Here is a 26,707-nt window from a genome sequence, read left to right as displayed (position 1 = left end):
TTTTTACATCGGGGATTATTCCCCAATCCCACTGCTGCCGGAGCCATTCCATGGTCACAAAAAAATCGACCGCCTTCTGGGCGTCCTTTTGGTCCCTCATCGGGCTGTATCTTATTACACTGTTCATTTCTCCGGAGGTCGCGAAAGTTATCGGACCCATAATCGTGGGCGGCATTGTCGCCGCGGGGCTCGGGTACCAGGGAACCAATGTGGCGGACAACGCCTTCAAGGGAAAATACTACCGGGAAGAACTGGATCACACCAACCGGGAGCATAAGGAGGAATAATGTGGGGGAAAACAAAACCATTCTGCTGTGTGCTGCTGCTGGCCTCGGCATTGGCCTGCTCGCCGGCTGGCTCCTATGGGGAAGAACTGTATCTGATTACCGGGAGCGAACTGCAGCGCTTCTCGCTGACCATCAGCGGCTTGAGGAACTCCACGGAGCTGCTCTCCGCCGAGCTGGCAGCCTTGAAGATGAACTCCGTACAGCTTACGGAAAACTTGGAGAACTCCAATCTGAAAATCGTGAGCTTATCGAACAGTCTCGAAACATCACTGGCGGAATTGAACGGGCTGAGGACGGACTTGGAACAATCCTCGGATCAGTTGAAGACCTTGAAGAACTCTATCACGCAGTTAGGGGACGGCCTGCGGAATATGGAGAAGTCCCGTAACTTCTGGCGGGCCGCGGCCATCGGCGCTACCGTCCTGGCGGCAGCGGGCTGGATCGGGGGTTTCGCGTTTTAAGGAATTTAATTGGACATCATCCCGGAAAATTCTACCGGAACATCTGCAGTATTGAAGCCGGCATCAAAAAGCTGATCAAGACCGTAAAACAGAAAGACTGAAAGCCGGGACGGGACGGCCTCACTTTTTCCCCAGGAGAATCTCCTGGTATTCGTCGATGAACCGGCCGCAGTCGCCGCCGTCGATGAGGTCGTGGTTGAACACGAAGGTGAATCTCTGAAACCACCGGCCACCGCGTTCCTCCCGGGAGCCGGCGGCCAGGCAGAAGTCCGCCAGGGTCAGGGGTTGCACATACCCGCAATGGCGGCTCACGCTGCCGACGGAGGTCAGTGAAATAGTTCCCAGGTATTTCTGCCGCAGGCCGAAGCTGGACATGATAATCCTCAGCGCGGACCGCCGGAGGAATCCCGGGAAAAATCCCAGGGGATGGGTCCCGTCTTCTTCCTTTTCCCTGAATCCGGCGATCTCCGCCTGGAGTTCCTCCGAAGATTTCTTCGCCGCGTCCCGCAGAATATACCCGTAGGGGATTCGGCAGCCGTCAACGGTTTTCTCAACCTGGACTTCAATATCAATTTCCTGGTTTTTATTTTTCAGGTAATCCGCGCCGGTTATATGCAGGTAGTTATCCGCCAGGAATTTGGCGATGGTTTCTGCCAAATACGCGGACGCCGAAATTCCCGATGGTTTAATCCTTTCTATATAATAGGTAATATCCAGGTCGGTGAAGAAATAAATATGGTTCTTTCCCTTCGCAAGGCGGCAGCCGTCGGCAGTAAGGCGCCGTACATTGTGTTTCACATTTGCTCTCCGGTTCAGCATTAATAAAAATCATACCACATAGTTTTCCCCCTTGCCTTCCCGGTCCATGCGGGATATACATAAAGCAGGAGGCACCGAGACATGATTTCCGAACCAAAAGTTTATGAAGAACAGATCGAAAGCTTCTTTGAAATGATGGAACGATACGCGCCGGTTTCCGGTGTGGTGCTCAATTCCGACGCGTGGTCTCTTAAGGAAATGGTCGGCCACCTGATCGACTCAGCCTCAAACAACCACCAGCGGTTTATCCGGCTGCAGACGGAGAAGGAACTTCGTTTTCCGCCCTACGATGCGGAAAGCTGGAAAACCATATCCCACGCCCAGTCCTGCGATTACTCCTGCCTCATCACACTCTGGAAATCCTACAACCTGTATCTGCTCCATATCATAAAAAACGCTGACCCCAAAAGCCTTTCCAATGTATGGATAAGCGAAAAAGGTGAAAAACCCCTCGATAGTATAATAGAAGATTTTTTCAGACATCTTGAATGGCACCGGGAGCTTTTTCTTAAACGGGCCGCGGAAATTGAAGCCGCGGGGCAGCCGGGAAACAGTTAGCCTGCGGAGCCGCGGGAACGGCCCCGCATCAATCCTCAATGGTACTTTTATTTCCCCGCGGCAAAGGCATCAAACAGCGCGGCGAATTCTCCGGGAGTTTCGTTGAACATATAATGGCCGGCGTTTTGAATTACAGCGGAATCAGTGTTGGGGAAGAGGGTCTCGTATGTTGAAGACGCCGGAGGCGTAAGATCCCGGCCGCCCCGGACTACCAGGACCGGCACCGGAACAGACTTCAAACATTCCCGCCAGTCGTACTTCCGGGGCATTCCCAGGAACATCGCGTGGTGGCCGAAGCCGGCGATGCTATCCGGGGCGGGAAGCGTATGCAGCGGAGCGTTGCCGGCGGCTTCGTAGGCTTTGGCAAAAAACGGGATAAATTCATAGTTCTGCCGGACCAGGTCCGCCTCGGACTTTTCGAATATCTTCGAATAGTCAAAGTAACCCTTCATGTAGGCATCGAAGTTCTTTTTATCGTCCCCGTCCAGGAGCCTGCCCACGGAACTGTACAGATCAATCTCCGTGGGCATGGCCAGGAGATCCGCCGGGGAAACCAGGATCAGTTTTTCCACCTTCTCCGGGAATTCACAGGCGTAAAGCGAAGCGATAAATCCGCCGTAGGAGTGGCCCGCCAGGATGAGTTTTTCATCCCCCAGAAGCCGCCGGAACCGTTCAATGTCTTCGATGTGTTTTTTAAGCCCCAGGGAAGCGTCCAGGGCCAGCATGTTTTTGTAGAAGTTTTTCCCGAACTCCGGGATAGGCCGGGATGAACCGCCGCAGCCCCGCTGGTCGTAGTAGACGAACCGGTAGGACCCGGTCAGTTCCTCGAAGGCGGGCCAGGGGCCGTCATTGGGATAGCCCGGTCCGCCGTGGACAACCAGTACGTTCCGGCCATGCCCCCGGGAAAAAACATGGAGATCAACGCCGTCTTCCATCCGGACCGTGCCGCTGCCGTCATAGGGAATGGCGCCGGATACCGCGTTTGCAACCGGTTCCTTTCCGGCGTCTCCCGGTTTATAAAACCCGCCGTTGCAGCCGCAGAACCCAAGAGAAAAAATGGCCAGTCCGAGCCCGGCCGCTGATTTGTACAGTGACATACTGCCTCCTTGCAGGTGGTATACGTCAACTGTACGCCCTCCCCCGCGGGGGAGGGTCAAGTAATTTCAGCATTTTATTTGAAAAAAATTACGCCCGGCCCCATTTTTTGAAGGCGTCGGAAAAGGTCATACCCTTCTGCATATCCCGGCGCATGCCTTCTTCGGCGTCTTCAATTTTTTCCGCCTCCGCAAGAACTTCCATGCTGATTTCTTTCGGAACCACGATCACCCCGTCGGTATCGCCGATGATCCAGTCCCCGGGGGCGACCCGGACGCTGGAGGTTACCGTTCCGGGCATTCCGATAATCGAATTGAAATCCGCCTGGATCCAGCGCCGGTTCGACTCGATGGGTGAAGTCCCCCGGGCGCAGACCGTGTAATCCGGAATTTCAACGAGCCCCTCGTAATCGCGGATATACCCGTCCACCACAATGCCGGTTGCCCCATTCTGCTTGAATGCCCAGCTCGTCATCTCTCCGAATTTTCCGGTAAAAGCTTCACCGCCGCCGTCCACCACAATGACGCAGCCGGGATGGGCTATTGTCTGGAAGTCGTCGAAGTCCGGCTGCAGCTTGGGATTCTTTTTCAGATCCTCCTCCGTCAGCGGCGCCCGCCGGCCCTGGACCGTAACCGCAACCCCCGCTATCCGCGCGCCGGGAACGATCGGTTTTATCGTAAGGTCCAGGCACTGGTCCCCGTAACCCATGTGATCCATGGTATCGTATAAATTGGCGCTCCGGATGCGGATCCAGCGTTTCTGCAGAGAGAGGATTTCATCGTATGCTTTGGCTTCCATGGTATGCTCCTTTCATGGATATTTTTCTGACCGCCGGAATTAGCTCCAGAGCCGGTCGTGGGACCATTCGTGATTCCATTCATCCGTGGAAACCCAGATACCGTCAGAAGACGGGTGGATATGTTCCCGGATAACTTCGTCGTTGAGGGCCTCGATTCCCAGGCCCGGCGCGTCGGAAACTTCAATAAAGCCGTCCTTGATGATCGGGTCCATTCCGGTCTTAACGAGATCCTTCCACCAGGGAATATCAACAGAATGGAATTCCAGGGCAAGGAAATTCTCAGTAGCCACCGCGGTGTGGGCCGCCGCGAGACAGGCGATGGGAGTCTCCGCCATGTGGATCGCCATGGCCGCGCCGTGGTCCTGGGCCATGTCCCCGATTTTCTTCGTTTCAAGAATCCCGCCGGAAGTGAGGATGTCCGGATGGATCACCGACAGGGCCGACGACTCCAGAATAGGCCTGAAATTTTCCTTGAGGTAAATGTCCTCGCCGGTACAGAGCGGCACCGCCGATGAACAGGACAGGGTCTTGTACGCTTCGGTCATCTGCCAGGGAAGTATATCCTCGAGCCAGGCGAGGTTGTACTTCTCCGCACGCTTCGCGAGCTTGATACATTCGGTGACGCCGATGTGGCCGCAGTGGTCCACCGCCAGGGGAATATCGTAGCCGATAACCGACCGGACAGTGGCGAGGTAATCCTCCAGGATATCCAGGCCCTTTTCCGTTATCTGGAGCTGGGTAAAAGGATGGGCGATGTTGATCACATCGTAGGCCCGTTTGTATTTATCCCGGTTTTCCGGGGCTGAGTCGTTCATGTATTCCTGGTATTGCTTGAGTTCGTCGATGTAACCCAGGGGCGCGCAGAGGGCACCCTTTTCCCCCAGAAGCTGTTCAACCCCCCAGTCCATTTTGAGAAAAGTGAAACCCAGGCCCATCCGTTTTTTCAGGGCTTCTCCCATCTTCTTGCCGTCGGGCTTGCCTTCGCAGTCGGTGTCGGAATATACCCGGACCTTGTCCCGGAACTTTCCGCCCAGCATCTGGTACACCGGGACACCGTAAGCTTTCCCCGCCAGATCCCAGAGGGCCAGCTCAATCCCGGAGACGCCCCCGCCCTGGCGGGAGTGGCCGCCGAACTGTTTTATCCGCCGGAAGATTTTATCTATATTGCAGGGGTTCTCGCCGATGAGCCTGCTCTTGAGCATCAGGCCGTAGGTTTCCGAACTCCAGTCCCGGATCTCGCCGTATCCTTCCAGCTCGCTGTTGGTCAGGATCTTGATCATGATGCAGTCCATGGGAGCCCCGGCGATCTTCGCGAACCGGATATCGGTGATCCTCAGCTGCGACGGCGCGGAGTTCCTGTTGAACCCTCCGGCGATACCATCATTCCCTTTTTCCATTTTGGAACCTCTTTTCTGTGTTATTTTATCTCAACCCGTAAAACCGTAACATTCAATTTTTCAGACTTACTGCTTGACCCCTCCCGCGGCGAGGCCGCTCACCATAAACCGCTGGGCCATCATATACAGCACCACCGCGGGAATGGAAGCGATCACCGAAGAACACATGATCAGTCCCCAGATATAATTGTCCGAATACCGGAACCCCGAAATACCGATGGTTACGGTCTGCTGGCTCGCGCTGGTGGTGAGCACCAGGGCGTACAGGTATTCATTCCAGGACAGGGTGAAGGCGAAGGTCGCCACCACCGCGATACTGGGAGCCGCGATGGGCAGCACTATTTTCATCAAAGCCTGGAGATGGGAGCAGCCGTCGATAAAAGCTGCCTCCTCCATGGATTTCGGAATCGCCGTAAAGTAGCTCATCAGCATGTAGCAGCAGTAAGGTATGATGAAGGTCTGGTATACGATGATGAGGCTGTTCTTGTTGTCCCCCAGCCCGATGCGGCTGATCATGATGTACATGGGAATGAACAGCACCGCAGTGGGAAGCAGGTACGCGAAGAGCACACTCTTCCGCATAAAATTCCGTCCCCGGAAATTGAGCCGGGTCATAGCGTAGGACGCCAGAATACTCAGGACCAGGGCCACCACGGTGGAGAACACCGCGACATAGAGGCTGTTCAGAAAGTACCGCATAAAAACCGTCTGGGTAAAAAGCTGCTTGTAGTGTTCCAGGGTTATCTTTGAAGGCAGCAGCGACGGGTTGATGCCGTACATCTCCGAGTTCGGTGTCAGGGATGATTTAAGCATCCAGTAAATCGGAAACAGGGACCAGACGATTCCGATGAGGGACACAATGTAAACCATGGCGGTTTTGATTCTCGCGTTTCGTATATTCGATTTCTTCATGGTTCCTCCTACGCGTCCCTGGTGTTCATTCTTCTCGTCACCAGAAGCATGAGAAGAACGAGAACCGGAATGACCGAAACGGCTATGGAGAGAGCCCTGCCCATTTCGTTGTAGAGGAACGCCACCTCATAGGTATAGGTCGCGATTACGCTGGAGGCGTTCAGCGGGCCTCCGCCGGTTATTAGCCAGATATTGTCAAAATCATTGAAGGTCCAGATCGTTGAAAGCAACGTCGAAATAGCCACCACGGGCAACACCGACGGCAGGGTTATTTTCGTAAACCGCTGGACCATATTGGCGCCGTCGATTTTTCCCGCGTCGTAGAGCTGGTCGTCAATGGTCTGGAGTGCGCCGAGGATACTGAAAAGAAAGAAAGGAATTCCCCGCCAAATGTTGACGATGATGACCGAAAGCAGGGCGAGCTTCATGTCCCCAAGCCAGGGGATGGGTTTCGAAATAATACCGATATTCCGCATGACGGCGTTGATGATGCCGTACTGGTCGTTGTACATCCACTTCCAGGTGTTGGCCGCAACCATACCGGGGATTGCCCAGGGCAGGAGCATGGAAACCCGGACAATACTGCGGCCCCGGAATTTCTCGTTCAGCAGCAGCGCGAAGGCCATGCCGAGAACGAGTTTGAAAATGATACAGCTCACCGTATATATGACGGTGTTGCGGATCACCAGCCAGTACTGGGGATCCTTGAAATTGGAAATATAATTGGCGAACCCGATAAAACGCGGATCGTATCCCGCGGTCTTGTCGGTAAAGCTTAAGTACACCGTGTATATAAAGGGAAAACCCATGACGAGAAAAATCAGGATGAATACAGGCAGGGTAAAAAAAGTGCCTATTCTTTTTTCTTCCGAATTAAGGGATCTGACCATGGGCACCTCCGGGATGTTAGAAAATACCTGCCCTCCGTACCAGCGGTGACGCCGGAAAAAGGCAGCGAATGCCGGGCAGCCGCCGCTGCCCGGTCCGCAGTAAAACGGATTACCGCTGGTTGAGCACCCGCTTGAGGTCGGCTTCAAGTTCGTTGAGAGCGGCCTGGGGATCCATATTCCGGAGGACGATCTTCTGCACCGCCTTGACGCAGAGCTGCTCCGCGAAAGCTTTTGTGGTCAGCTCATTCGCCGGCGCGGGATGGGTGTTCGGGACACCGCCCCGGGAAGCTTCCAGCCAGCCCTTGTTTTCCGGGAGTTCCCAGAAGGGATCGAGGTCGGCTTTTTCAACCACGGGCTGCCACATGCCGCCCATCTGGATAACCAGGTTCTTGTAGAATTCAAGCTCAAAGAATTCGGTGATATACTTCTTTGCCATTTCGGTCTGCTTGCCGTTCTTGAAGATGATATAGGCGTTGCCGCCGGTGAGGGTAAAGTTGCCCGCGGGTCCGGAGGGCCAGCTCAGAATAGCGGTCTTGCCGTACAGGTCGGGGTTTTCACTTTTGAGCTGGGAAAAAACGCTGGGGGAATTCTGGATGACCCCGACGGAACCGGCGATGTAGGCGGTGTTGTTGCCCATGTCATCCCAGGTTATGGCCGAAGGCGGACAGAGGTTTTCCTGGTACAGCTGGGCGATATACTTGAGGGCCTCCAGGCTCTGGGGCGAATTGACCGTAACCTTGCCGTCCTTGTCCACGGGAATCCCGCCGAAGGAAAGTATCACCGAACGGACCATGCCTTCCGCGTCGCCGCCGCCGGACGCGCCCATGGGGTATCCCAGGGCGTAAAAATCATTCGCCGGATCGTTCACCTTTCTCGCGTGATCCAGCAGCTCCAGCCAGGTTTTGGGATAGGGCAGCCCCGCGGCTTCCCATTTATCCTTCCGGAGGTACAGCCCGGGGGCGAGCATGGCCACGGGCACCACGTAGTTGCCCGCCTCGTTAAACGCCAGGTCCCGGCCGGATTTGGTGAACGGTACCGCGTTGAGGATTTCCGAAACATCCGCCAGCTGGTTCATCCCGGCGAACTGCTTTGCCAGGAAGTCGTCGGTAAGCACGATGTCCGGGGGATTTTTCGCTTCAATAGCCGCGAACAGTTTTGACCTGAGATCGTTGGGCGGAACAATGACGTACTCAATGGCGATGTTGTTGTTTCTCCCGAATTCCTCAAGCCGCGCCTTTGACTGTTCATTATAAGCGGCAACGTATTCGGATTTATCCCAAACCACCAGCTTTGCCCCATCCTGGGAACCGCCGGCAAAAACAGCCGCGCACATTGCGGCAAGTACCGAACACAATACAAATCTCTTCATTAAAGACCTCCGTTTTGATGCTTAATATAAACAGGCGGACAATCCGCCGGGTTTATCAGCTGCAGCCGCAGGAACGGCCCATCACCAGTTCCAGGGGGAACAGGCAGGGTTTTATTTTTTCGCCGTTGATCAGTTTTATGAGATTCTCGGCTCCGCTTTTTCCGATATCGTGCAGCGGCGCCTTGAGGTACGTAAATTTTCCGGAAGCGGTGCGGGGATAATACGCGAAGAGGATACATTTAATGTCCTCGGGTATTTTTAGTCCCAGTTTTTTCGCCGCCCGCTCCAGGTCATGGTAGTGGCTCTCCGAAAGGATAAACGCGTCCGGTTTTTCACCGGAACTGAGCAGGGCGAGGCATTCATCGTAAACCGACTCATCGTGGTCGCGCTTGCCGGTTATCACATTTGCCGGATTGCAGCTGCGTCCGTGTTTTTTATGGGCTTCAATAAATCCTTCCTTAATCTGGCTTCCGACAATGGATTCCTCAATGCCCGCGGAAACGGCGATATTGTTCAGGTTGTGTGAAAAAAGATGCTCCACCGCTTTTATAACGCCGTTCCGGTAATCCGTACCAACGTAATTCGGCACATTCTGCGCCTGCACATGGCCGAAACACATAAAGGGAATTTTGAATTCCGCAAAGGCTTTGATGTACTGGTCGTTTTCGCGGATATTAAAAAGAAGAAATCCGTCAACCATACCCCGGCTCAGTTCCTTGAGATAATCCACCCCTTCCCGGGAAAAACTCTCCGAGATGGGAATGATCAGGGAACGGTAATTATGGTCCTGGAAACTTTCGCTGATTCCGGCATGGACCAAGCCGTAAAAGGCGATGGAGAACATGGACTGGATACTCATGTTCTCCAGAATTATCCCGATGGTTTGGGTCCGGTTGTTCAGCATCCGGCGGGCGCCGAAACTCGGAATATAGTTGAGATCGCTGATAACCTTCTCAATCCTTGCCCGGGTTTCGTCGGAAAGCTTATCCGATTTTTTGTTCAGAAAATTGGAAACCGTCGCCTTTGATACCCCCGCCTGGCGGGCGACTTCGGTAATATTCACTGATCCCATGGATAATTCCTTTTAGTAAACTAGTTTACTAAAAATAGTATACCACAGCATATGACATCTGTCAAATTTATTATTTGGCTGAATTAAAGCTCAAAAATATCCATGGCCGCGCAGATTGCGGTTTTGCGGTATATGCATTATTATGTACGTACCGGATTTTTCGGTTGCAGCGGGGTGCCCATGAAAAAGACGACGCATGCCGGAATTCTCATTGTTGTGCTGTGCTGTGTATTTTTAACGGCCTGCGACAGCGCGACAGCCCCGGATTTGTCAGGCAGCGACCCTTCCCTGCCGGGTGTATGGCAGGAACTGTACCACGGAGAAAACGCGCAGATACTGTTTACCGGCGAATCGGCGGTCCTGAGCGGTTCGGTTTTCGAAAACGCCGGCCTCGCGGGGCACTATTCCTATGAAACCCGGGACAGCACCCTGTTTCTTAACGGTGATTCCTACGGAGATTACCGGATCAACGACACCGGCCGCATGTCCATAGAAGGCCTGTACTTTCTGTTTTTCAAAAAGCGCTGAACCGTTGTCCTGCAGGCAGGTCCTCAACCCGGCTGCCAAAGATTTCTTTGCCCGGTAATGAGTTACGGCTTTATGTAGGCGTATCCTTCATCCTGCTTAAGGGCCAGGTCAAGCACCCCCACGGGAACGATCTTTACAAAGGGAAAAATATCATCCTTGCTGATTTTAAAATTCCCCAGGGCGTTGTTGCAGGCCTTAAAGATTATTCCCATTTCGTGGAGATCATCCATCAACTCGGCGGTTTCCTTGTTGTGGTCTTTTTTCCGGTAAAACCCGACCGCCTCGGCATTGGCGAGAATTTCCGCCCGGGCCTCGTTTTTGCCGACAGCTTTGAGCAAATTGCCTGCGTTTTTCAGCGCAAGCTCCCATTTGTGGTTTTCATCCACATGAAAAATAACTTTTACCGCCATGAATTTCCTCTTTTTACATTGTTTTATCTACTATACAATTATATCTGAATAAATCCCCGGTACAATCAAAATTCTGCGATTGCCATGAAAAATGGTTTCTTTTCTATATATTTGTTGTATCTATACCGGAAAACCTCCGTACCGTACTGGTAACGCCGGATGTCATATAAAAACAGAACCGGTACTCCTCGGGTGTTTTCCGGATTTTCAGTCTCTGTACTTCCCCCTCAATATTGAATTTTTATAGTATTTTAATCAAAATAAAACCTTGGAGTAAAAAAATGATTGATATTTGGCAGGAATCTTTTCCTATGCGGTTCTGGGATGTGGATAAAACCGACCGGCTCACGCTTTCGGGGACATTCGACTTTTTTCAGGAAGTTGCCATTGCCCACGCGGAACATCTGGGTGTCGGAAGGGAAGCCCTGGAAAGGACCGGACAGGCATGGATTCTGTCGAGAATGTCGGTCATGCTCGAACGCCGGCCCAGGCTGGGGGAACCCATAAAGGTCAGAACCTGGCCCCGGGGGGCGGAGAAACTTTTTGCCGTGAGGGATTACGATATCAGGGATGAATCCGATATACCTGTTGTTAAGGGCCGCAGCGGCTGGGTTGTCCTCGATGTGGCGAAAAAACGCCCCCTCAGGCCGCAGTCCGTAATGGAAAACATGCCGAAAAACGAGGGCATCGATTCCCTGCCCGACGGCGCCCGCGGCCTTGACGTCATCGAGGGTCTCTCAAAAAAAACCGAACGGAACGCCGCGTATTCCGATATAGATTACAACGGACACGTTAACAACGCCCGGTATGTCCAGTGGATACAGGATATTCTGGACCCGGAATTGCTGTACGCCGCCCGGCAGATGCGCCTGGATATCAATTATATTTCCGAAATCCTCCCCGGGGAAACCTCCGAAATCTGGGCGGGGCCCGCGGGAGATAAACCCGATACCATCGCCGTTGAGGGCAGGCACCAGGACAGCGGCCTGGTTGCCTTCCGGGCGGAACTCTGGACCGGTGCCTGATGCTTGTTTCCCTCGAAATAGTCCCCCGGGACCGGGAAGCCCTGGAAAGCGGCGCCGCCGCCGCGCTGGCTTTTCCCCGGATCAGCCACATCAATGTTCCGGATCTGCTCCGTTTTTCTATCCGTTCCTGGGAAGCCAACGATATACTGGACGCAGGCGCAGGACCGGATAAGCCCCGCCCATTCGGTTTTATTCCCCACCTCAGGGCAATTGACTTTGATCTGGATCAGCCCTTTCCCCACCGGGAATTCTTCTCCTCCAGAGGTATTACCAAGGTTCTGGTGATTGCCGGGGATCCTCCCAAGGATCCGGGGCACCGGACCTATCCCACGGAAACGGTTCCCTTTATCAGAAAACTTAAAAAGGAAATGCCCGGCATCGAAATTTACGGCGCCTTTGATCCCTACCGATCAAATATACGGTTCGAGCTTGATTATCTTAAGGAAAAGGAAGACGCCGGGGCCGCGGGTTTCATGAGCCAGCCTTTTTTTGATCTCCGGCTTCTCGAAATTTACGCTGAATATCTTGAGGGCAAAAATGTCTTCTGGGGCATTTCTCCGGTGCTCACCGAATCGAGCCGCGGCTACTGGGAATCCCGGAACCGCGCGGTATTTCCGAAGCATTTTAAACCGGACCTTTACTGGAACGTGGATTTCGGCCGGAGGGTCCTCAATTACTGCACCGCCAACAACTTCAACCTGTATCTTATGCCGATTAAGGTCAATCTGGAAGCGTACCTGTCGGGATTGTTCACGTAATACAAAACTGCGGTATGCACAAACAGCGGTAACTTAATTGGCTGGACTGGATTTTTTTACTATACTTCTTAATATGAAGAGAAATACCGTAAAATTACACAATTTGCTGCTGCTTTTGTGTACTATCGCACTATTCCCGCTGCTCGGGTCCTGCGCATCCGGGGGAAAGTCCAGTGAAGCGACCAATCCCCACATGGCCAATATGCAGGGGTTTCCCCGGGATAATTATGAAAAAGAAGATATCAACGGTGAATTTCCCGATGCGGTATATTTAAAAACACGGACCCAGAGCTTTAATACCTACCACTATTACGTGGTTAAGGACGGACTTATCTGGTATAAGGGGATCACCCCGGAATCCGGGCCCCGGGACTGGATACTGTTCATGAAAACCGGGCTCCCCAACAACAGTTCAAACAAGAAATTCCGCGATCCCCGGGCGATTGTGGAAATTTCCGCTGACGCGGATGAGCTGGTAGCCCTGTCCTCGGACGGGCAGTTCTACCGTATCTGTTTCGACTGGATCTTTTCCCGGAAGAACAACGAATGGTTCGACGGCCAGGGCTGGCCGGCGGTGGAACCACTGTATATCGACAAGCGGACCGCCGGCAATGTTGCCTGGGCCATGGGCAAGCGCAACGCCCAGGTCTTATGGTATGAAGATCCCTTCGGCAACCAGCACCACAACGGAACCCAGGAAATCGCCACCACATATATACTGCTGGAGGATGGACAGGAAATCTGCTACGGCGATACGGGCCTGCCCTCGGACTTCAGCCGGAACTATATCGGCCCGGAACGGGGGAGCTTTAAGGCCGCGGCGATGTCCGCGAGCGCATCCACGCTTTTTCTCATCAATGAGGCCGGGGAAATGTATACGCGGCTGGCTGATTTTGACATCATCGGCTGCGATCCCATGTTTTTCAAATATACGTATGTTCCCTATAAATCGAATCTTCCGGGAACCAATTACCGGTCCAACCTCACGGCCTGGGGCCTTCCTTCGGAAACATGGCTCAAACAGTTTCCTATCACCCTGCCGGGACAGGCCCGGCTTACCCGGCACATAACCATTCTCCAGAACGGCCAGGGCAATGCCGCCCGGGAACTCCGGGTCGGAGGAATCGATGCCCAGGGAAAAACCGGTTATTGGTCAAAACCTATCTTTGAGAATACCTGGCGTTTCGTTGAGGCTCCCCTGGAATTTGCCGCCGATGATTTTCTCGATACCGGATCGTACCCTGATGGGAAGGGCGAACGGGGTCCGTCCATAGATACGGCCATGCGGGGATATCTCTGGAACGGTGATACAAAAGATTCCGAGTGGTTGTATGAAATTCCCAATTTCAATCTTTTTGAAGGTGAATGCGATCTCCGCATAACCTGGAACAACGAAACCTGCACGATCCTGCTCCACCCCGTTGAAATGTGGACCTACCTCAAGCGGGATTACCTCCCCGGCAGGAACGGCCCGCCGAAGATATTTTTTGTTACCCTGGATATTCCCCCGGACGCGATGGACGGGCTTTCGGAGAGTTTCAAACAGGAACTGGAGCAGCGGATCGGTGACAGTGATAAAAAACTGTTCCATTACATTATGGAAGCGGGAACCGATTATTTGCTTATGCAGTCCCAGAAATCCAGTGATTCCGGCAGCATCATGTTTTTGACCGCCGGGGATGTTTCCGAATACCTGCCGGAATTCAACCGTTCATGGGTTCTGGGAGAATTTGAGGAAGTTACCCGGTACAATTCCGAGGATCTGATAGTCCAGGGCGGACCGGTATTCCAGCGGAACCAGTACGCGGAGATTCAGAATAAAATTGAATTGAACAAGGCCCTGCAGAAAGAGCTGAAAGAACGGATCAGTAATTTTGAAAGCATCAAGCGGTCGGCGTCCCGTTCCCGCATCGCCTACTCGGCGATTGATTTTATAACCCATATCACCCTGATCTACCGTATTGATGTTCCGAAAATTTATACCATCACCCGGTTCGGCGGTGACATCATGACCGCCAATGACGCCTATGCGTCCCATATCTCGGATTCCCGGATCTGGATGGATAAAAAACTGCTGGAGCTTCTGGATCTCCGGATCCGGAGCTATTCCGAAGTGGCGGAACAGCTTGCCGACGGAGAACCGGAAGCCGCCTTGCCTCCGGGTTACGCCGAAACCAGCGAAGGGTACTGGAAAGTGGGTGGCCTGCCCATGGACCTGGATGGCACCTTCCGGTTCGGGAACACCGTTGGTTCCGCGATGCTGAACCATTCAGTGCTGGAGGGGGATTTCATGGGCTGGAACCTGCAGGTCGGGGAAGAACCCGCCTTTTCCGTTCTGGTCGAACCCCTGGAGATTGCCCGGGAGATCTACGGCCGTGAGGGGAAACCCCCGGAAGAGAAACATTACAACCTCAAGGCCCTGATCCATGTGATTTCCGTCGGCTCCTCCGACAGCAGCAGAGCGCTTTTCGAAAAAACGGTTTCGCCATTAATCAAGGACGGCAAACCCCTGGAAGTGACCATCACCTATGACGGGGAGGAATTTATCATTAAAAAGAAGCAGTTCATGAAGAAAGAATCTATCATTTTCATGGCTACGGTGCCCTGAGGGCCGCTTCTTCTTCCAGGGCGGCCCGGAGCGCCGCCCGGTCAATTCCCCAGTTTTTGCCGAACCGCGCCAGAAGCCGGTCCGACAGGTTCATGAAATCCCCAAAAATCCGCCGGCCTTCGGGAAAAAGGCGGCTGCCAAGATCCTCAAAATGGCCCCGGTTTACGATGAGTTCCCAGAACCGGGCAAAGTTCTTTATCCGGTCAAGGTCTTTCCGGGGCAGCGCCGCGGTCTCGATTACTTCATAGGGAGGTTCGGGAGAATACACCATGCCAAAGGGAACCGTATGCCGCGCCAGGGGTGTCCCCGGCAGCAGCTTGAGGATTCCCAGCTGAATTTCCGTGGGACGGACCATCCAGAGCCGGTCAAAGCCTTCGGCAAAGGAGACGAAATCCTCACCGGGGAGCCCCGCGATAAGGTCGGCGTGGACAATGGCGGCGGTATTATTCCTGAGGAATTCAAAATTTTCCAGTTCCAGCTCGGGGCTGCTGGGCCGTCCGATAGCCCGGGCGGTTTCGGGATTAAAAGTCTGTATGCCCACTTCCAGTCTGAGGCTGCCCGCCGGAAAACGGGTGAGCAGTTCCCGGAGTTCCCGGGGGAACCGGGACGGGACCATTTCAAAGTGAACGAACATACCGGGAGTAAGGCGGTCAAGGAAAAATTCCATAACCCTCCGGGCCCGGTCCGTATCGAGGTTAAAGGTCCGGTCAAGAAATTTGAATGACCGCCCTCCCCGGCGGATAAGTCCATCCATTTCCGTGAGGAATCCATCCAGAGGAAAATCCCTGACCGACCGGTCCAGGGAACTGAGGCAGAATTCGCACCCGAAGGGACAGCCCCGGGAAGCCTCCACGTAGGTAAGTTTCCTGGCCAGGTCTTCCCCGGTGTACAGCCGGTATCCGGGATCGGCGGAAGCCGGATCCGCGGGATGGGTCTCAATAAACTTTCCGTCAATAGCTTTTATATGCGGTGATAACGCGAAGCCGGCGGATTTCCCCGAGGCTCCGGACTTCTCCGGTCCTCCAAGGAAAGAGCGGCACAGATCCCGGAATCCGTGTTCCCCTTCTCCCCGGAAGATCCAGTCCGCGGCGGCAGCCAGGCCGGAATCCGCGGAAAGATACGCGGCTTCGGGTCCGCCCAGAACAATCAAAGGCCGTTCCCGGCCTTCCGCTTCCCAGGCCGCGGCAAGGGCCTCCAGCAGTTCCAGGGTTGCCCGGTGGTTCCAAATATACACGGACAGTCCCAGGATTTTCGGTGATGCTGAAAGAATGGGAAGGACCTTTTCATCCAGCGGCTGGCGCAGGGCAAATTCGAGAATTTCCGTCCGGTCTTCGAGTTCCCGGAGATTGGCTTTTAGCAGCCGCAGCGCCAGGGAGGGATGTATCCACTTGGCGTTGATCGCGGCAAGGACGATATCGGCCATACCCGGTCAGTTCAGCAGGAGCGGAAACCCGTAGCGCCGAAAAGATCCAGGGTACCGGTGGTCCATTCGGCCATGGCGTCGGTTACCAGCCGTTCCACTTCCTGCCAGGTATCCGCCCGGGGGCCGGATAGCGCCCGGTTCGTTGAGTTAGTAAAGACGATGGTTCTGCAGCCCTGGCTGCGGAGCCGGACAATATTGGACGGGGAATCATCGATATAAACATGGGCGCCTACCGCGCCTTTGTCGTTCATAAAACAAAGATCCCAGTAGGGGATATCGTAGTTGTCGAGCCAGTCCACGGTCTGGGTGATCGAGGTACGGTGGGAATATTTGAGGAACAGCCGGTGGGTGATGATCCTGATCCTGATGCCGCGGTTCGACAGCTTCCGGAGGATTGCCGGCGCGTCGGTAACCGGGGTCATCACCCGGAAGAGGTCCCGCTGGGTCACGGCAAACCGGTGCAGGCGGTCGTACCCGCCGTATTCGCCGATTCCCCATTCTTCCAGCCCGAAGGAAACTTCTTCGGTCAGCTCCTCCACGGGTTTGTTCACCCATTCAGCGGTGATCCGGCGCATGGCTCCGTAAAAGTCACCCACCACGCCGTCCAGGTCGACACCCAAGATAAAGCTGCTTTCATCCATGGTTTCCTCCAAAGCACTGCATCATATAAATTTTTCCGAGGGTCCTGTCATGGGAGAATTGATGACCCTTGGTTATCAATTCTCCCATGACACCCTATGCTACTTTCTTCCCTAATGCAGTGCTTCTCCGTTATCGGTAGCTTTTCCGCAACATCTCGTTTTACCTTTTTCAATGATGCGGTAGTGCTGAATTAGGGGGCGTATGAATTACCTGTTGGAGCAAGATCATGGGACCTTTTCTCCACGATGCGATGCTTCGCCGCTGCCGGCAGCCTTGTCACAGAACCCCGCGTTACCTTTCAGTATTGGTTATTCCGAATCGCCGCGGTTTTTCAATAAATCCGATTCTTCTTCCAGCTTTTTGCGGTCCAGATATTCCTTCTGCCTGAGCATGGCCGCCGGAACGCCGTAGGCTTTTTCCAGCGCCTCGGAGGTAAGTATTTCCGCGGGAGAACCCACATCAATGGTATGTCCTCTGTGGAAAAGCAGTACGGTCTCCGCGTATTTTTTCGTTAGATCCAGCTCATGGAGAGAAACGTACACCGTAACGCGGTTTTCCCTGCTGTAGCCGCGGAAAAACTCCAGGGCTTCTTCCTTCTGTTTGTCCTCCAGGGCAAAAACGGGTTCATCCATAAAAATTGAACGGGATCCGTAGAGGACCGAAAACGCCAGAAGGGTGCGCTGCATTTCCCCTTTCGAAAGTTTTGAAAGAGACCGGCCGGCGAGATCCGTGAGCCCGAAAGTCCTGAGTACATCTTTGTAAAATTGGTCGGATTTTTTTTCGTGGAAGCCCCCGGAATATACCTGTGACAGAACCGCTTCCAGAGGTTCGGGAGTTTCAAATTCCATATTCTGGTACACAAAGGAGGCGAACCGGTTCCGTTCCTCCTCGTCGGCAAAATCCGCCGTATCCTTTCCGAGAAGCCTGACCCGCCCTTTCTGGGGCAGCAGCCGGCCGGCGGCCAGGAGCATAAGGGTCGACTTTCCGATTCCGTTTGGTCCCGCGAGACTCACAAATCCCCCGGGCAGGTTTCCGGAAAACCCGGAAAAAACAGGGGTTTCCGCCTCGGGATAGGAAAAGGTAATATCCGACAATTCAATAAAGGGAATTTCTTCTGCCATGGATGTATACTATCATACCTTTACGGAAATTAGCACCACCATGCTGCGGTCCCTGACGGTATAGGTATTCTGAGGATTCAGCAGGCGCCCCTTCCCCACGGGAACAATATCATCAGGACTTTCCAGGCCCGTATCAATAACCCGGTACCATTTTTTTCCATCCAGGGACGGAGGGACGGTAAAGGATACCGGTTTCGGGCCCGCGTTGAACATAATGCAGAAATCATTGTCGTCCCGGTCGGCGATTATATCGGCTTTGCTTCCGTCGATTCTGAATGCCAGAAGCATATCCGCTTTTTCCCAGTCCGGAGTGTGACCTTCGGCATCAAACCAGCTGATATCGGGAATGGCGTTGTAGTTGCCGTCCTTGCCGGAATAAAACTCGGGCCGCATAAAGGCGGGATGCCGGAGCCGGAAGGCAATCATTTCCTTAACAAAACGGAAAAGTCCCTCATTTTTTTCCAGAAGCCGCCAGTCATACCAGGAAACCTCATTGTCCTGGCAATAGGCATTGTTGTTGCCCCTCTGGGTTCTGCCCAGCTCATCACCGCCCAATACCATGGGGGTGCCCAGGGATACCATCAGGGTGGCGATAAAGTTCTTCATCTGCCGTTCCCGGAGGGCTTCTATCGCGGGGTTGGAAACCGGCCCCTCGAAGCCATAGCTGGCGCTGTAGTTTTCGTTTCCGCCGTCCCGGTTTTCCTCGCCGTTTTCCTCATTGTGTTTCTGCTCGTAACTGACCAGGTCCCGGAGGGTAAAACCATCGTGGCTGGTAATAAAATTTATAGAGTGAAAGGGTTTCCTGCCGTCCCGGAGGTACAGGTCGGAGCTCCCCGCCAGACGGGTCGCCAGATGCTGTACCTCATGGCTGTCGCCACGCCAGAACTTCCGCACATCGTCCCGGAAACGGTCGTTCCATTCGGCCCAGCGGCCCCCGGGAAACCAGCCGACCTGATAGGCGCCGCCGGCGTCCCAGGCTTCGGCGATGATCTTGGTGTGCCGCAGCACCGGATCCTCGGCGATGCGTTCCAGCACCGGAGGATTCTCCATGAGTTTGCCGTCCTGGTCCCGGCCCAGGATCGAACCGAGGTCAAACCGGAATCCGTCCACATGCATCTCCACAACCCAGTACCGGAGACAGTCCAGGATAAGGGAACGCAGCACCGGATGGTTGCAGTTTACCGTGTTGCCGCAGCCGGAATAATTCTTGTAATACCGTTTGTTTTCATCCAGCATGTAATAGATGGTGTTGTCCAGCCCTCTAAAGGAAAATGTGGGCCCCCGTTCATTGCCCTCGGCGGTATGGTTGAACACAATATCCAGGATAACCTCAAGACCCGCCTTGTGGAGTTCCCGGACCATCTCTTTGAATTCCCGCACCTGGGCTCCGGGGGTTTTATCCGCCGCGTACGAAGATTTAGGCGCGAAAAAAGCCACCGTGGAATACCCCCAGTAATTTTTAAGTTCTTCCCCGGTCCTGGGATTGACCAGGGGAAGTTCCCGCTCGTTGAATTCCTGGATCGGCAGCAGCTCCAGGCTGGTAATACCCAGTTCTTTTAAGTAGGGAATTTTCTCTATCACCCCGCGGTACGTCCCGGGATATTCAGCCCCGGAGTCCCGGCCCGCGGTAAGCCCCCGGACGTGGGTTTCGTAGAGCACACTGAACCGCAGAGGATAATTGAGAGGCTTATCCCCCTGCCAGTCAAATTCATCATCGATGACAATACACCGGGGGTTCTTGAGAATGTCATCCTTGTATGAAAAAGAAAGATCGTCATAGGGCTGCTCAGGATTGAACCCCATGGCTGATTTTATGTCCCAGCCGGAAAGATCCGTCAGGGCTTTCGCGTAGGGATCGATCAAGGCTTTTTGCACATTGAACCGGAGACCTTTTTCGGGAATATACGGGCCGTCCGCCCGGTACAGATACAGCGCTCCCGCCCCGATATCCCGGATATGGCAATGCCAGATATCACCGGTGCGGTTTTTCTGGGGGCTTAATTCAATTTCCTCATAGGCGCTGTCAGGTTCGGGGGATTCAAAAAGAACCAAAGTTATGCCGGTGGCATTCCTGGAAAAAAGAGAAAAATTCACCCCCTGATCGGTAATGGTCGCCCCCAGGGGAAGAGGTTTTCCGGCTTCGGCAATAAAATCTTTAAAACCCATATCTTTATTCTACCATAAAAGATACTAAATATAATTGTTATGGTAACTTTTTGTTCATTGTTTTATTAAAATTAAACAAATTATTGGCATTTATCCAATACTTCCGGTTCCGGAAAAAGATATTCAAATACATCGCCATAGTTTTCTTTTTTCAGGAAGACAGGTCTATCCTGTACCCAAAAAACAGAAGCCTCTTCACGCTGCTTCCCCCTCTTAATCCCGGACACCGCCGCGGTTCATCCGATTTGCCGAATCAGCATCTGAGATGATTTATACACATTCTCCAGCCCGTTTTTTTCCATAAACTTTTCTGTCTTTGATCTGTAAAAGGCCGGCCCGATTTCGGCAAATCCGCATTGTTTATACACCGGAGCGTCGTTTTCGTTTTCTTTGCTGATTAACGTATACAGAGTATTGATTTTTTCTTTTGCCGTCTTCGCCAATTCTATAAATAATTTCAGGGATTCGGTTTTAAAGGCATCGTCTCCCGCGCCGTAAAATTTAAACCAAATACTGTAAACCGGCTTCGCGTAAATCCCGTTATCAAATACCAGGGTCGTATCATTCCACACCGTAATTTCGCCGCAGGGAATAGCGTTCCTGAAAATGATAAACAGCAAATTCTCTTTCAAATCCCGCTGCAGAAACCGTTCAAATTCTTTTTCGGATAAGGAGGCAGTAAAATCATCCGTAAAGCGGCCCTTGTACCATTCCGCGTAAAACGGCAGATCACTATCCCGCAGTGACCTGACTTCTATCGCGGCATCGGATGATTGTATGGAATAGTTACGGTCCTTTATTTTTACCATTTTCTCTCCCTGTTAATTGACTTAAAACTCCGGTTATTCATTTTTTCTCTTTGCCGTTACGTAAAAATATTTGTTCTGTATTTTCATTCTCATTTACATACATCAGAGCCAGCTCAGCGCAGCGCTTAAAAAGTTTTTTCTTTTCATCCTCTCTGCCGGCCGTTGGAGACAAATGAACCAATTCATTTTCCAGGTCATCCAGCTGCCAATAAAAAAGAATAAACTCCTGGGCCGGCGTATAGTCTTTGTCCGTATACGTTCCGGCAATATAATTGAACAGCTCATCATAAACCGTTCTCAGAAATTCTTCCGGCTCCATCCTGCGGTTTACCAGATCCGAACAATACCAGTACAGCAGATAGGCCGCCGCGTCTTCTTCCGAGGGTGAAGAAATTTTCATTTCATCTAAAATGAAATCCAGATATTTTCTGATGCCGTCGATATCCGATTTACTGTCTAAGCCGGCTAAAATATACAGATTTTCATTCTCTGTTCCAGTGCCGATTAATTCTAATGCGATATCAACCCACTCGGTCAGTGAAATTTTATCAAGAATATATTTTGAAAGATATTTGTATATCAGCATACGACTTTCCGCCATACCATCTACCCCCCGGGTATAAACAATGCACGGCATACGTATCAGTTTATTTATATCTGAAGATCAGAAAATCCATGCTGTAATTTTCGTCGTCCATTATATCAACTGAACTAAACATAATTGTCTTAATTACAATCCCGGCATTATAATGCGGAACTCATCTAATTCTACCATAGGATGCGGTAATATCAATGTAAATGAATCGGCGGCGCTGCTTCCCTGGCGTCCCGGAAAAGTTCCATAAACCGCTCCCGGTCCAGGGTTCGTGCGCCGAGGCTGTATTTATATTCCAGGGGCATGCCGAGATCCCAGAAGGCATAGCCCGCCTGTTCCAGGAAACGGCCGGTCATAACCATCTGCACCGTGCCCGCGGAGGGTTCCCGGAAAAACCCGGAATAGCTGGTATAGACCCCGCCTATGGATACCCCGAACTCCCCCGCCGCGAGCCGGCCGTTCCGGTACAGACCGAAAGTCCGCATCCGTACGGAAAGGTCATCCCGGCGGGCGACTGCCCCGAAGCTGCGCTGCAGTTCCGGAGTGAGCCAGTCCTCGCCGTGGGTTTCGGCGCAGCCCCGGAGTACGGTTTCAAAATTCTCTTCGGGATTGAGCTCATATCGGGGGATGAGGCGGCGGGCGGTTTTTCCCGCGTGGAGTTCCGGGAAAAAAACCACCGAACGCTCCCGGTGCAGCTTGGGCAGGAGCAGGGTTTCCGGTTCGTATCCCGGGATTTGCTGCTCCATGGACATTACCATAAAACCCGCAGCCATAAGGGCGGCGATATAACCGGGATCGAAATCAAGGGAAATACAGAATTCTTCTTCATAGGGAATGGTGGTCAGCGCCGCGGCGAGGATTTCGGGATCGTCCTCCGGGGATGTAAAGATATGGCCCGAGGCGGTAAAACGCAGGGCAATACAGGCCATCGCTTATGAGTTCTTCTGCTGAATTTTAAAGAATTTCCGGATCTGGTCCGCCACGGCTTTGTGCTCCCGCTCCTTGAGTACGTTCCCCGTAAAAGCTTCCAGGGCGGCATCGGTACCCGAGAACAGACCGATATCACCGGACTTAAAACGGTAGGATGGGTCGAACTGTTCATATTCATCCATGGGCTGGCGCACTGAAATGAGGTTGAGGTTGTATTTGCGGCGGAGTTCCGTCTGCATAACCGTTTTGCCGAGCATGTGTTCCGGTATCCCGACTTCCACAATAGCGAGCTGTCCGCTCACCGGAAGGTAGCTCAGGAGCACCGAAGACAGGAGCAGCGGGGTAATCCGTTTGGCCGCTTCCTTGCTGGGAAAAACGATTTTTGTCGCCCCCACGAGTTCAAGGATCTCCGCGTGGGGCTCGGTCTCTGCCTTTACGATGATCGTCGGTATGGCAAGCTTCGAACAATAGCTGGTGGCCAGAATTGACGCTTCAATACTGTCACCCATGTCGATGACCACCGCATCCACGCCGTCGGGAAGCACCTTCCTGAGGGTTTCCACGTTAAGCACATCCAGTACCACCGATCCGGCGGAGGTATCCTTGTAAAGGTCGACGACCTCCCGGTCCCGGTCCACGATAAAAACGTCAACGCTCAGGCCCAGAAGTTCATCCAGTACGCTTTTTCCGAAATGGCTCAGCCCTAAAATAGCAACCTGTTTCATATCCACCTTTAATGTACGTTTCTGATGCAATGAATTAGCAATACTTACATCAGAAACACCTACAATCGGATATAATCAAATAATTCAGACTATTTGATTATATATTACCCCAATAATACCGTTCCTTCAGGATAGGTTATGTCATAGGATCTGTGGCGGGCCGCCGGGAACGCCAGGGCAATGAGCCCGACCCTGCCGGCGAACATGGCGCCGATGATTACCAGTTTTCCGGGAACCGTCAGATCCGGCGTCATTCCCACGGTCAGCCCCACGGTTCCGAAGGCGGAAAGCACTTCAAACACAATCGCCCCGAAACTGTCCCCCTGGAGGCCTTCGACAACACTGAGCGCCGCGGTACAGATCAGCAGCAGCGCCAGAGCTTTGAGAAAATACACCACCGCGTTGTTTATGGTACCCGCGGCAAGGCGGTGGTGCGAAACCTTTATATCGCCGTTTTTGTCGGGCCGCCGGAACATTACCATGAGAACCACAAAAACCGTGGTTACCTTGAGGCCCCCGGCTATTGACCCCGGAGCGCCGCCGATAAGCATAAGCAGGCCGGTGAGCATCTGCGACGGCTGGCTCAGCGCCGCCTGAGGTACGGCCTCAAAACCCGCGGTCCGGGGCGTAACCGCCTGGAACAGGGCGTTCACCAGGGCGACAGGAAACTCCATGTCCCGGAACGCCCGGTCCCATTCAGACATCAGGAAAAAGAGGGTTCCGCCGGCGAGGAGCAGTCCCGTCATACCCAGCACTACCCGGCTGTGGTAACTCAGGTGTTTCCGCTTTCCCGAAACCCGGCGGCTTATGTCATTCAGCACAATAAACCCCAGCCCCCCGGTTATAATCAGAAGCATCACGACAATAAGAACCGGCGGGTAATAGGCAAAATCAACGAGGTTTGCCGCGAAGGGCGAAAACCCGGCATTGCAGAACGAGGAAACCGCGTGGAATATTCCCGCGAATAACCAGTCTTCGGTTCCGCCGGAATAAAAAAAGAATGAAAGCAGGACAGCGCCCAGGAATTCAATCAGAAAAGTGATAATAACTATGTTCCGCACAATCCGCCGGGGATTGTATTCGACGCCGTCAATGTAAAATGCCCGGATCGTATTGAGCCGCCGGAAGGGGAGCCGGTTTCCGGGAATACTCAGCAGGATCGAAGTAAAACTGATAATGCCCAGGCCGCCGAGCTGGATAAGCAGCATAATGATGATATGCCCCAGCCGGCTGAACCCCGCGGTATTAACCGTGCTCAGGCCGGTAACGCATACCGCCGAAGTAGCGGTAAACAGGGCGTCGACCAGGGTAAGGGAATCGGGAGTATCGGGGTATCCTTTCCACGCGCCGGGAATCAAAAGCAGGGCTGTCCCCGCCGAAATCAGGATAAGAAAGAAAATAAGAAGGTAAAACGCATCGGATCTCTGAAAAATATTCACAATTTTAACTATCCATACCCGGACCCCTGATAAGGCAGGGTGTCTGCAGTATTTAAAACAAAACCGCCACAGAAGCATGGCGGAACCGGCAGCACAAGGTGTCTTCAAACCTCTGGTTTGACAACCCAGAGGTTTGTATGAAAAAACACCGCAGAGCGGTATTCGCAGGCCGCTGGAACGGCCTTATATCAATACTTTAAAGAACCAGCCACAGGCTGATTTCTTTTCATACGACAGGCCCCCTCAAAAAGCATCTCCACGCTTCTGTGTCTGGCCTGGATAGGTCATACCGCGGATGCCCTGATAAGCCCCGGAATTGCCTCAAGGGAATCCACCACTCTGCCGGCCCTGGACAGATCCTGATCTCCGGAATTGGGATTGAAAAACCCAATAACGTCCATGCCCGCGGCAACAGCGGCGGCGACACCGTTTTTGGAATCCTCCACCACAATGCAGTCCGCGGGAGAAACCCCCAGCTGCCGGGCGGCTTCAAGAAAAATCCCGGGATCAGGTTTGCCCCGTTCCACATCGTCCCCGGTCACAACGGCGTCAAACCATTCGAAGAGGTCGAATTTCTTCAGAATCGTCATCACCACCGGCCGGGGCGACGATGACGCCAGGCCCCGTTTTACGGGGAGATCCGAGATTCCCCGGACCATCTCTTCCATACCCGAAACGGGTTCAACCTGTTCCCGGAGCAATCCTACGAGGATATCCACCCGCTGCTTGTGCAGTTCGGGGATAGCCGCGTCCAGGCCGAATTCCCGGATCACATCCCCGAGAAAAACGGCGTTATCCATGCCGGTATACCGCCGGAGAAAGGCTTCGTCCACGGTAACCCCGTAACGCTCAAGCAGCCGCTGGCTGGCCAGGACATGGAGCAGCTCAGAATCCGCCAGCACCCCGTCCATATCGAAAATAATTGCCGTGATCACCGTAATACTCCGTTGTTTCATCAGACTAGTTTCGGACACTATGTGTCCGAGATACCTGCGGTTATTGAACTAGTCTGGTCTTAAAAATTAAAATTATCCGGATCCGACCCAAAGCGTTCGTTTTTGTTCATACTGTTGATTTTTGCCATATCCTCGTTGTTCAGTTCAAAATCAAAGACCTGCCCGTTTTCAATAATACGCTGCTGGTTGGACGACTTGGGGATAACCACCACCCCACGCTGGATATTCCAGCGGATAATAACCTGAACCGCGGATTTCCCATAGTGCCTGCCGATTTCCGTAAGGACCGGGTCATGGGGCAGATCAACCTTGGTGCCGCCCAGGGGCGACCAGGCGGTCAGGGCGATACCATGGCTCGCGCAGTAATCCAGCAGGGGCTGCTGGTTAAGCAGCGGATGGAGCTCAACCTGGTTTACCGCGGGGACCAGGGATGTTTCCTTCATAAGCGTATCCAGATGGTGGGGCTCGAAATTGCTTACCCCCACTGCCCGGCACCGGTCATCCTTATACAGTCTTTCGAGTATTTTATAGGATGCCACATAGTGATCGGGTACGGGCCAGTGGATAAGGTACAGATCCAGATAATCGGTCATGAGATTTTTAAGGCTTTTTTCAAAGGCCGCTTCCTGGGTGCCCCGGCGCATATCATCGTTCCACAGCTTGGTGGTGATGAAAATTTCATCCCGGGGGATACCGCTGTCCCGGACAGCCTTTCCGACACTCCCTTCATTGCCGTAAAACGCCGCGGTATCTATATGCCGGTATCCCGCGTCAAGGGCCCACCGGACCGAATTGTAGGTCTCATCCCCCTCCTTGGACCGGAACACTCCCAGCCCGAGATAGGGAATCTCTGTTTTGGTGTTGAGTTTTTTACTTTCCGTAAAAGCCATGGTTTCTCCTCTTATTTTATTGT

At 53.1% G+C, this 26,707-nt stretch carries 27 protein-coding genes; 7 read left to right on the top strand and 20 right to left on the bottom strand.

What is annotated here, in order from left to right; all coding sequences use genetic code 11:
- Positions 1 to 50 precede the first annotated feature (50 nt).
- A complete protein-coding gene (locus JFL75_RS14505) occupies positions 51 to 287 on the top strand; it encodes a hypothetical protein (protein WP_215627394.1) in 237 nt (78 codons plus the stop codon).
- Complete coding sequence (locus tag JFL75_RS14500) at positions 287 to 748, top strand: hypothetical protein (protein WP_215627393.1); 462 nt, start codon at positions 287 to 289, stop codon at positions 746 to 748. The genes JFL75_RS14505 and JFL75_RS14500 overlap by 1 nt, the downstream gene beginning before the upstream one ends.
- A gap of 120 nt (positions 749 to 868) precedes the next feature.
- On the opposite strand, the gene JFL75_RS14495 is transcribed toward JFL75_RS14500, so the two are convergent.
- A complete protein-coding gene (locus JFL75_RS14495; protein WP_215627392.1) occupies positions 869 to 1,546 on the bottom strand; it encodes a hypothetical protein in 678 nt (225 codons plus the stop codon).
- A 102-nt stretch (positions 1,547 to 1,648) separates the two neighbouring features.
- Between JFL75_RS14495 and JFL75_RS14490 the strand changes: the two genes are divergently transcribed.
- The gene (locus JFL75_RS14490; protein ID WP_215627391.1) at positions 1,649 to 2,125 is read left to right on the top strand and encodes a DinB family protein; all 477 of its coding nucleotides are present in this window, start codon (positions 1,649 to 1,651) and stop codon (positions 2,123 to 2,125) included.
- Positions 2,126 to 2,172: 47 nt separating this feature from the next.
- On the opposite strand, the gene JFL75_RS14485 is transcribed toward JFL75_RS14490, so the two are convergent.
- The 7 genes from JFL75_RS14485 to JFL75_RS14455 all read right to left on the bottom strand — a co-directional run bounded on the left by JFL75_RS14485 (position 2,173) and on the right by JFL75_RS14455 (position 9,659).
- Positions 2,173 to 3,222, bottom strand: coding sequence for an alpha/beta fold hydrolase (locus JFL75_RS14485; protein WP_215627390.1), 1,050 nt, complete (start codon positions 3,220 to 3,222; stop codon positions 2,173 to 2,175).
- A gap of 88 nt (positions 3,223 to 3,310) precedes the next feature.
- On the bottom strand, positions 3,311 to 4,018 hold the full coding sequence (locus JFL75_RS14480) for an RraA family protein (RefSeq protein ID WP_215627389.1): 708 nt from the start codon (positions 4,016 to 4,018) through the stop codon (positions 3,311 to 3,313).
- A gap of 39 nt (positions 4,019 to 4,057) precedes the next feature.
- On the bottom strand, positions 4,058 to 5,416 hold the full coding sequence (locus tag JFL75_RS14475; RefSeq protein WP_215627388.1) for a mandelate racemase/muconate lactonizing enzyme family protein: 1,359 nt from the start codon (positions 5,414 to 5,416) through the stop codon (positions 4,058 to 4,060).
- A gap of 66 nt (positions 5,417 to 5,482) precedes the next feature.
- Positions 5,483 to 6,328, bottom strand: coding sequence for a carbohydrate ABC transporter permease (locus tag JFL75_RS14470; protein WP_215627387.1), 846 nt, complete (start codon positions 6,326 to 6,328; stop codon positions 5,483 to 5,485).
- 8 nt (positions 6,329 to 6,336) lie between these two features.
- Complete coding sequence (locus JFL75_RS14465; RefSeq protein ID WP_215627386.1) at positions 6,337 to 7,218, bottom strand: carbohydrate ABC transporter permease; 882 nt, start codon at positions 7,216 to 7,218, stop codon at positions 6,337 to 6,339.
- A 109-nt stretch (positions 7,219 to 7,327) separates the two neighbouring features.
- Entirely contained in the window at positions 7,328 to 8,587 is a 1,260-nt protein-coding gene (locus tag JFL75_RS14460; RefSeq protein WP_215627385.1) for an ABC transporter substrate-binding protein, read from the bottom strand.
- A 55-nt stretch (positions 8,588 to 8,642) separates the two neighbouring features.
- Complete coding sequence (locus JFL75_RS14455; RefSeq protein WP_215627384.1) at positions 8,643 to 9,659, bottom strand: LacI family DNA-binding transcriptional regulator; 1,017 nt, start codon at positions 9,657 to 9,659, stop codon at positions 8,643 to 8,645.
- Between the two features lie 180 nt (positions 9,660 to 9,839).
- Here JFL75_RS14455 and JFL75_RS14450 point away from each other — a divergent pair, with 180 nt between their 5' ends.
- The gene (locus JFL75_RS14450) at positions 9,840 to 10,187 is read left to right on the top strand and encodes a hypothetical protein (RefSeq protein ID WP_215627383.1); all 348 of its coding nucleotides are present in this window, start codon (positions 9,840 to 9,842) and stop codon (positions 10,185 to 10,187) included.
- 62 nt (positions 10,188 to 10,249) lie between these two features.
- On the opposite strand, the gene JFL75_RS14445 is transcribed toward JFL75_RS14450, so the two are convergent.
- Complete coding sequence (locus tag JFL75_RS14445) at positions 10,250 to 10,597, bottom strand: DsrE family protein (protein ID WP_215627382.1); 348 nt, start codon at positions 10,595 to 10,597, stop codon at positions 10,250 to 10,252.
- A gap of 281 nt (positions 10,598 to 10,878) precedes the next feature.
- On the opposite strand from JFL75_RS14445, the gene JFL75_RS14440 reads away from it, so the two are divergent.
- The 3 genes from JFL75_RS14440 to JFL75_RS14430 all read left to right on the top strand — a co-directional run bounded on the left by JFL75_RS14440 (position 10,879) and on the right by JFL75_RS14430 (position 14,988).
- Positions 10,879 to 11,622 (top strand): acyl-[acyl-carrier-protein] thioesterase, encoded by a 744-nt coding sequence (locus JFL75_RS14440; protein WP_223292662.1) that lies wholly within the window; start codon positions 10,879 to 10,881, stop codon positions 11,620 to 11,622.
- Positions 11,622 to 12,380, top strand: a complete 759-nt coding sequence (locus JFL75_RS14435; protein WP_215627381.1) for a methylenetetrahydrofolate reductase — start codon at positions 11,622 to 11,624, stop codon at positions 12,378 to 12,380. The genes JFL75_RS14440 and JFL75_RS14435 overlap by 1 nt, the downstream gene beginning before the upstream one ends.
- Before the next feature lie 73 nt (positions 12,381 to 12,453).
- Positions 12,454 to 14,988, top strand: a complete 2,535-nt coding sequence (locus JFL75_RS14430) for a hypothetical protein (RefSeq protein ID WP_215627380.1) — start codon at positions 12,454 to 12,456, stop codon at positions 14,986 to 14,988.
- Here the strand turns inward: JFL75_RS14430 and JFL75_RS14425 are convergent.
- The 11 genes from JFL75_RS14425 to JFL75_RS14375 all read right to left on the bottom strand — a co-directional run bounded on the left by JFL75_RS14425 (position 14,975) and on the right by JFL75_RS14375 (position 26,684).
- Entirely contained in the window at positions 14,975 to 16,411 is a 1,437-nt protein-coding gene (locus tag JFL75_RS14425; protein WP_215627379.1) for a B12-binding domain-containing radical SAM protein, read from the bottom strand. The genes JFL75_RS14430 and JFL75_RS14425 overlap by 14 nt on opposite strands.
- An 11-nt stretch (positions 16,412 to 16,422) precedes the next feature.
- Positions 16,423 to 17,052, bottom strand: coding sequence for a 5' nucleotidase, NT5C type (locus JFL75_RS14420; RefSeq protein WP_215627378.1), 630 nt, complete (start codon positions 17,050 to 17,052; stop codon positions 16,423 to 16,425).
- Between the two features lie 309 nt (positions 17,053 to 17,361).
- Complete coding sequence (locus tag JFL75_RS14415; protein WP_215627377.1) at positions 17,362 to 18,174, bottom strand: ABC transporter ATP-binding protein; 813 nt, start codon at positions 18,172 to 18,174, stop codon at positions 17,362 to 17,364.
- 12 nt (positions 18,175 to 18,186) lie between these two features.
- Complete coding sequence (gene glgX, locus JFL75_RS14410; protein WP_215627376.1) at positions 18,187 to 20,340, bottom strand: glycogen debranching protein GlgX; 2,154 nt, start codon at positions 20,338 to 20,340, stop codon at positions 18,187 to 18,189.
- 236 nt (positions 20,341 to 20,576) lie between these two features.
- Positions 20,577 to 21,149 carry a GNAT family protein gene (locus tag JFL75_RS14405; RefSeq protein ID WP_215627375.1) on the bottom strand — a complete coding sequence of 191 codons (573 nt, stop codon included), beginning with the start codon at positions 21,147 to 21,149 and terminating at the stop codon, positions 20,577 to 20,579.
- 37 nt (positions 21,150 to 21,186) lie between these two features.
- The gene (locus JFL75_RS14400) at positions 21,187 to 21,735 is read right to left on the bottom strand and encodes a hypothetical protein (RefSeq protein ID WP_215627374.1); all 549 of its coding nucleotides are present in this window, start codon (positions 21,733 to 21,735) and stop codon (positions 21,187 to 21,189) included.
- 203 nt (positions 21,736 to 21,938) lie between these two features.
- Complete coding sequence (locus JFL75_RS14395) at positions 21,939 to 22,673, bottom strand: GNAT family N-acetyltransferase (protein ID WP_215627373.1); 735 nt, start codon at positions 22,671 to 22,673, stop codon at positions 21,939 to 21,941.
- Positions 22,674 to 22,676: 3 nt separating this feature from the next.
- Positions 22,677 to 23,399 (bottom strand): potassium channel family protein, encoded by a 723-nt coding sequence (locus JFL75_RS14390; RefSeq protein ID WP_215627372.1) that lies wholly within the window; start codon positions 23,397 to 23,399, stop codon positions 22,677 to 22,679.
- 104 nt (positions 23,400 to 23,503) lie between these two features.
- Positions 23,504 to 24,838 (bottom strand): TrkH family potassium uptake protein, encoded by a 1,335-nt coding sequence (locus JFL75_RS14385; protein ID WP_215627371.1) that lies wholly within the window; start codon positions 24,836 to 24,838, stop codon positions 23,504 to 23,506.
- 284 nt (positions 24,839 to 25,122) lie between these two features.
- Positions 25,123 to 25,794 (bottom strand): HAD family hydrolase, encoded by a 672-nt coding sequence (locus tag JFL75_RS14380; protein ID WP_215627370.1) that lies wholly within the window; start codon positions 25,792 to 25,794, stop codon positions 25,123 to 25,125.
- A gap of 59 nt (positions 25,795 to 25,853) precedes the next feature.
- Positions 25,854 to 26,684, bottom strand: coding sequence for an aldo/keto reductase (locus JFL75_RS14375; protein WP_215627369.1), 831 nt, complete (start codon positions 26,682 to 26,684; stop codon positions 25,854 to 25,856).
- Between the last annotated feature and the right edge of the window lie 23 nt (positions 26,685 to 26,707).

It is taken from the genome of Breznakiella homolactica, from assembly GCF_016616095.2.
GTDB lineage: Bacteria > Spirochaetota > Spirochaetia > Treponematales > Breznakiellaceae > Breznakiella > Breznakiella homolactica.
This window is presented reverse-complemented; position numbering and strand designations above follow the sequence as displayed.

What these genes read in the sequence shown, in the direction of transcription:
- JFL75_RS14505 (WP_215627394.1), top strand. Translation starts at nt 51, where the DNA reads ATGGTCACAAAAAAATCGACCGCCTTCTGGGCGTCCTTTTGGTCCCTC.
- JFL75_RS14500 (WP_215627393.1), top strand. Translation starts at nt 287, where the DNA reads ATGTGGGGGAAAACAAAACCATTCTGCTGTGTGCTGCTGCTGGCCTCG.
- JFL75_RS14490 (WP_215627391.1), top strand. Translation starts at nt 1,649, where the DNA reads ATGATTTCCGAACCAAAAGTTTATGAAGAACAGATCGAAAGCTTCTTT.
- JFL75_RS14485 (WP_215627390.1), bottom strand. Translation starts at nt 3,222, where the DNA reads ATGTCACTGTACAAATCAGCGGCCGGGCTCGGACTGGCCATTTTTTCT.
- JFL75_RS14480 (WP_215627389.1), bottom strand. Translation starts at nt 4,018, where the DNA reads ATGGAAGCCAAAGCATACGATGAAATCCTCTCTCTGCAGAAACGCTGG.
- JFL75_RS14475 (WP_215627388.1), bottom strand. Translation starts at nt 5,416, where the DNA reads ATGGAAAAAGGGAATGATGGTATCGCCGGAGGGTTCAACAGGAACTCC.
- JFL75_RS14470 (WP_215627387.1), bottom strand. Translation starts at nt 6,328, where the DNA reads ATGAAGAAATCGAATATACGAAACGCGAGAATCAAAACCGCCATGGTT.
- JFL75_RS14465 (WP_215627386.1), bottom strand. Translation starts at nt 7,218, where the DNA reads ATGGTCAGATCCCTTAATTCGGAAGAAAAAAGAATAGGCACTTTTTTT.
- JFL75_RS14460 (WP_215627385.1), bottom strand. Translation starts at nt 8,587, where the DNA reads ATGAAGAGATTTGTATTGTGTTCGGTACTTGCCGCAATGTGCGCGGCT.
- JFL75_RS14455 (WP_215627384.1), bottom strand. Translation starts at nt 9,659, where the DNA reads ATGGGATCAGTGAATATTACCGAAGTCGCCCGCCAGGCGGGGGTATCA.
- JFL75_RS14450 (WP_215627383.1), top strand. Translation starts at nt 9,840, where the DNA reads ATGAAAAAGACGACGCATGCCGGAATTCTCATTGTTGTGCTGTGCTGT.
- JFL75_RS14445 (WP_215627382.1), bottom strand. Translation starts at nt 10,597, where the DNA reads ATGGCGGTAAAAGTTATTTTTCATGTGGATGAAAACCACAAATGGGAG.
- JFL75_RS14440 (WP_223292662.1), top strand. Translation starts at nt 10,879, where the DNA reads ATGATTGATATTTGGCAGGAATCTTTTCCTATGCGGTTCTGGGATGTG.
- JFL75_RS14435 (WP_215627381.1), top strand. Translation starts at nt 11,622, where the DNA reads ATGCTTGTTTCCCTCGAAATAGTCCCCCGGGACCGGGAAGCCCTGGAA.
- JFL75_RS14430 (WP_215627380.1), top strand. Translation starts at nt 12,454, where the DNA reads ATGAAGAGAAATACCGTAAAATTACACAATTTGCTGCTGCTTTTGTGT.
- JFL75_RS14425 (WP_215627379.1), bottom strand. Translation starts at nt 16,411, where the DNA reads ATGGCCGATATCGTCCTTGCCGCGATCAACGCCAAGTGGATACATCCC.
- JFL75_RS14420 (WP_215627378.1), bottom strand. Translation starts at nt 17,052, where the DNA reads ATGGATGAAAGCAGCTTTATCTTGGGTGTCGACCTGGACGGCGTGGTG.
- JFL75_RS14415 (WP_215627377.1), bottom strand. Translation starts at nt 18,174, where the DNA reads ATGGCAGAAGAAATTCCCTTTATTGAATTGTCGGATATTACCTTTTCC.
- glgX (WP_215627376.1), bottom strand. Translation starts at nt 20,340, where the DNA reads ATGGGTTTTAAAGATTTTATTGCCGAAGCCGGAAAACCTCTTCCCCTG.
- JFL75_RS14405 (WP_215627375.1), bottom strand. Translation starts at nt 21,149, where the DNA reads ATGGTAAAAATAAAGGACCGTAACTATTCCATACAATCATCCGATGCC.
- JFL75_RS14400 (WP_215627374.1), bottom strand. Translation starts at nt 21,735, where the DNA reads ATGCTGATATACAAATATCTTTCAAAATATATTCTTGATAAAATTTCA.
- JFL75_RS14395 (WP_215627373.1), bottom strand. Translation starts at nt 22,673, where the DNA reads ATGGCCTGTATTGCCCTGCGTTTTACCGCCTCGGGCCATATCTTTACA.
- JFL75_RS14390 (WP_215627372.1), bottom strand. Translation starts at nt 23,399, where the DNA reads ATGAAACAGGTTGCTATTTTAGGGCTGAGCCATTTCGGAAAAAGCGTA.
- JFL75_RS14380 (WP_215627370.1), bottom strand. Translation starts at nt 25,794, where the DNA reads ATGAAACAACGGAGTATTACGGTGATCACGGCAATTATTTTCGATATG.
- JFL75_RS14375 (WP_215627369.1), bottom strand. Translation starts at nt 26,684, where the DNA reads ATGGCTTTTACGGAAAGTAAAAAACTCAACACCAAAACAGAGATTCCC.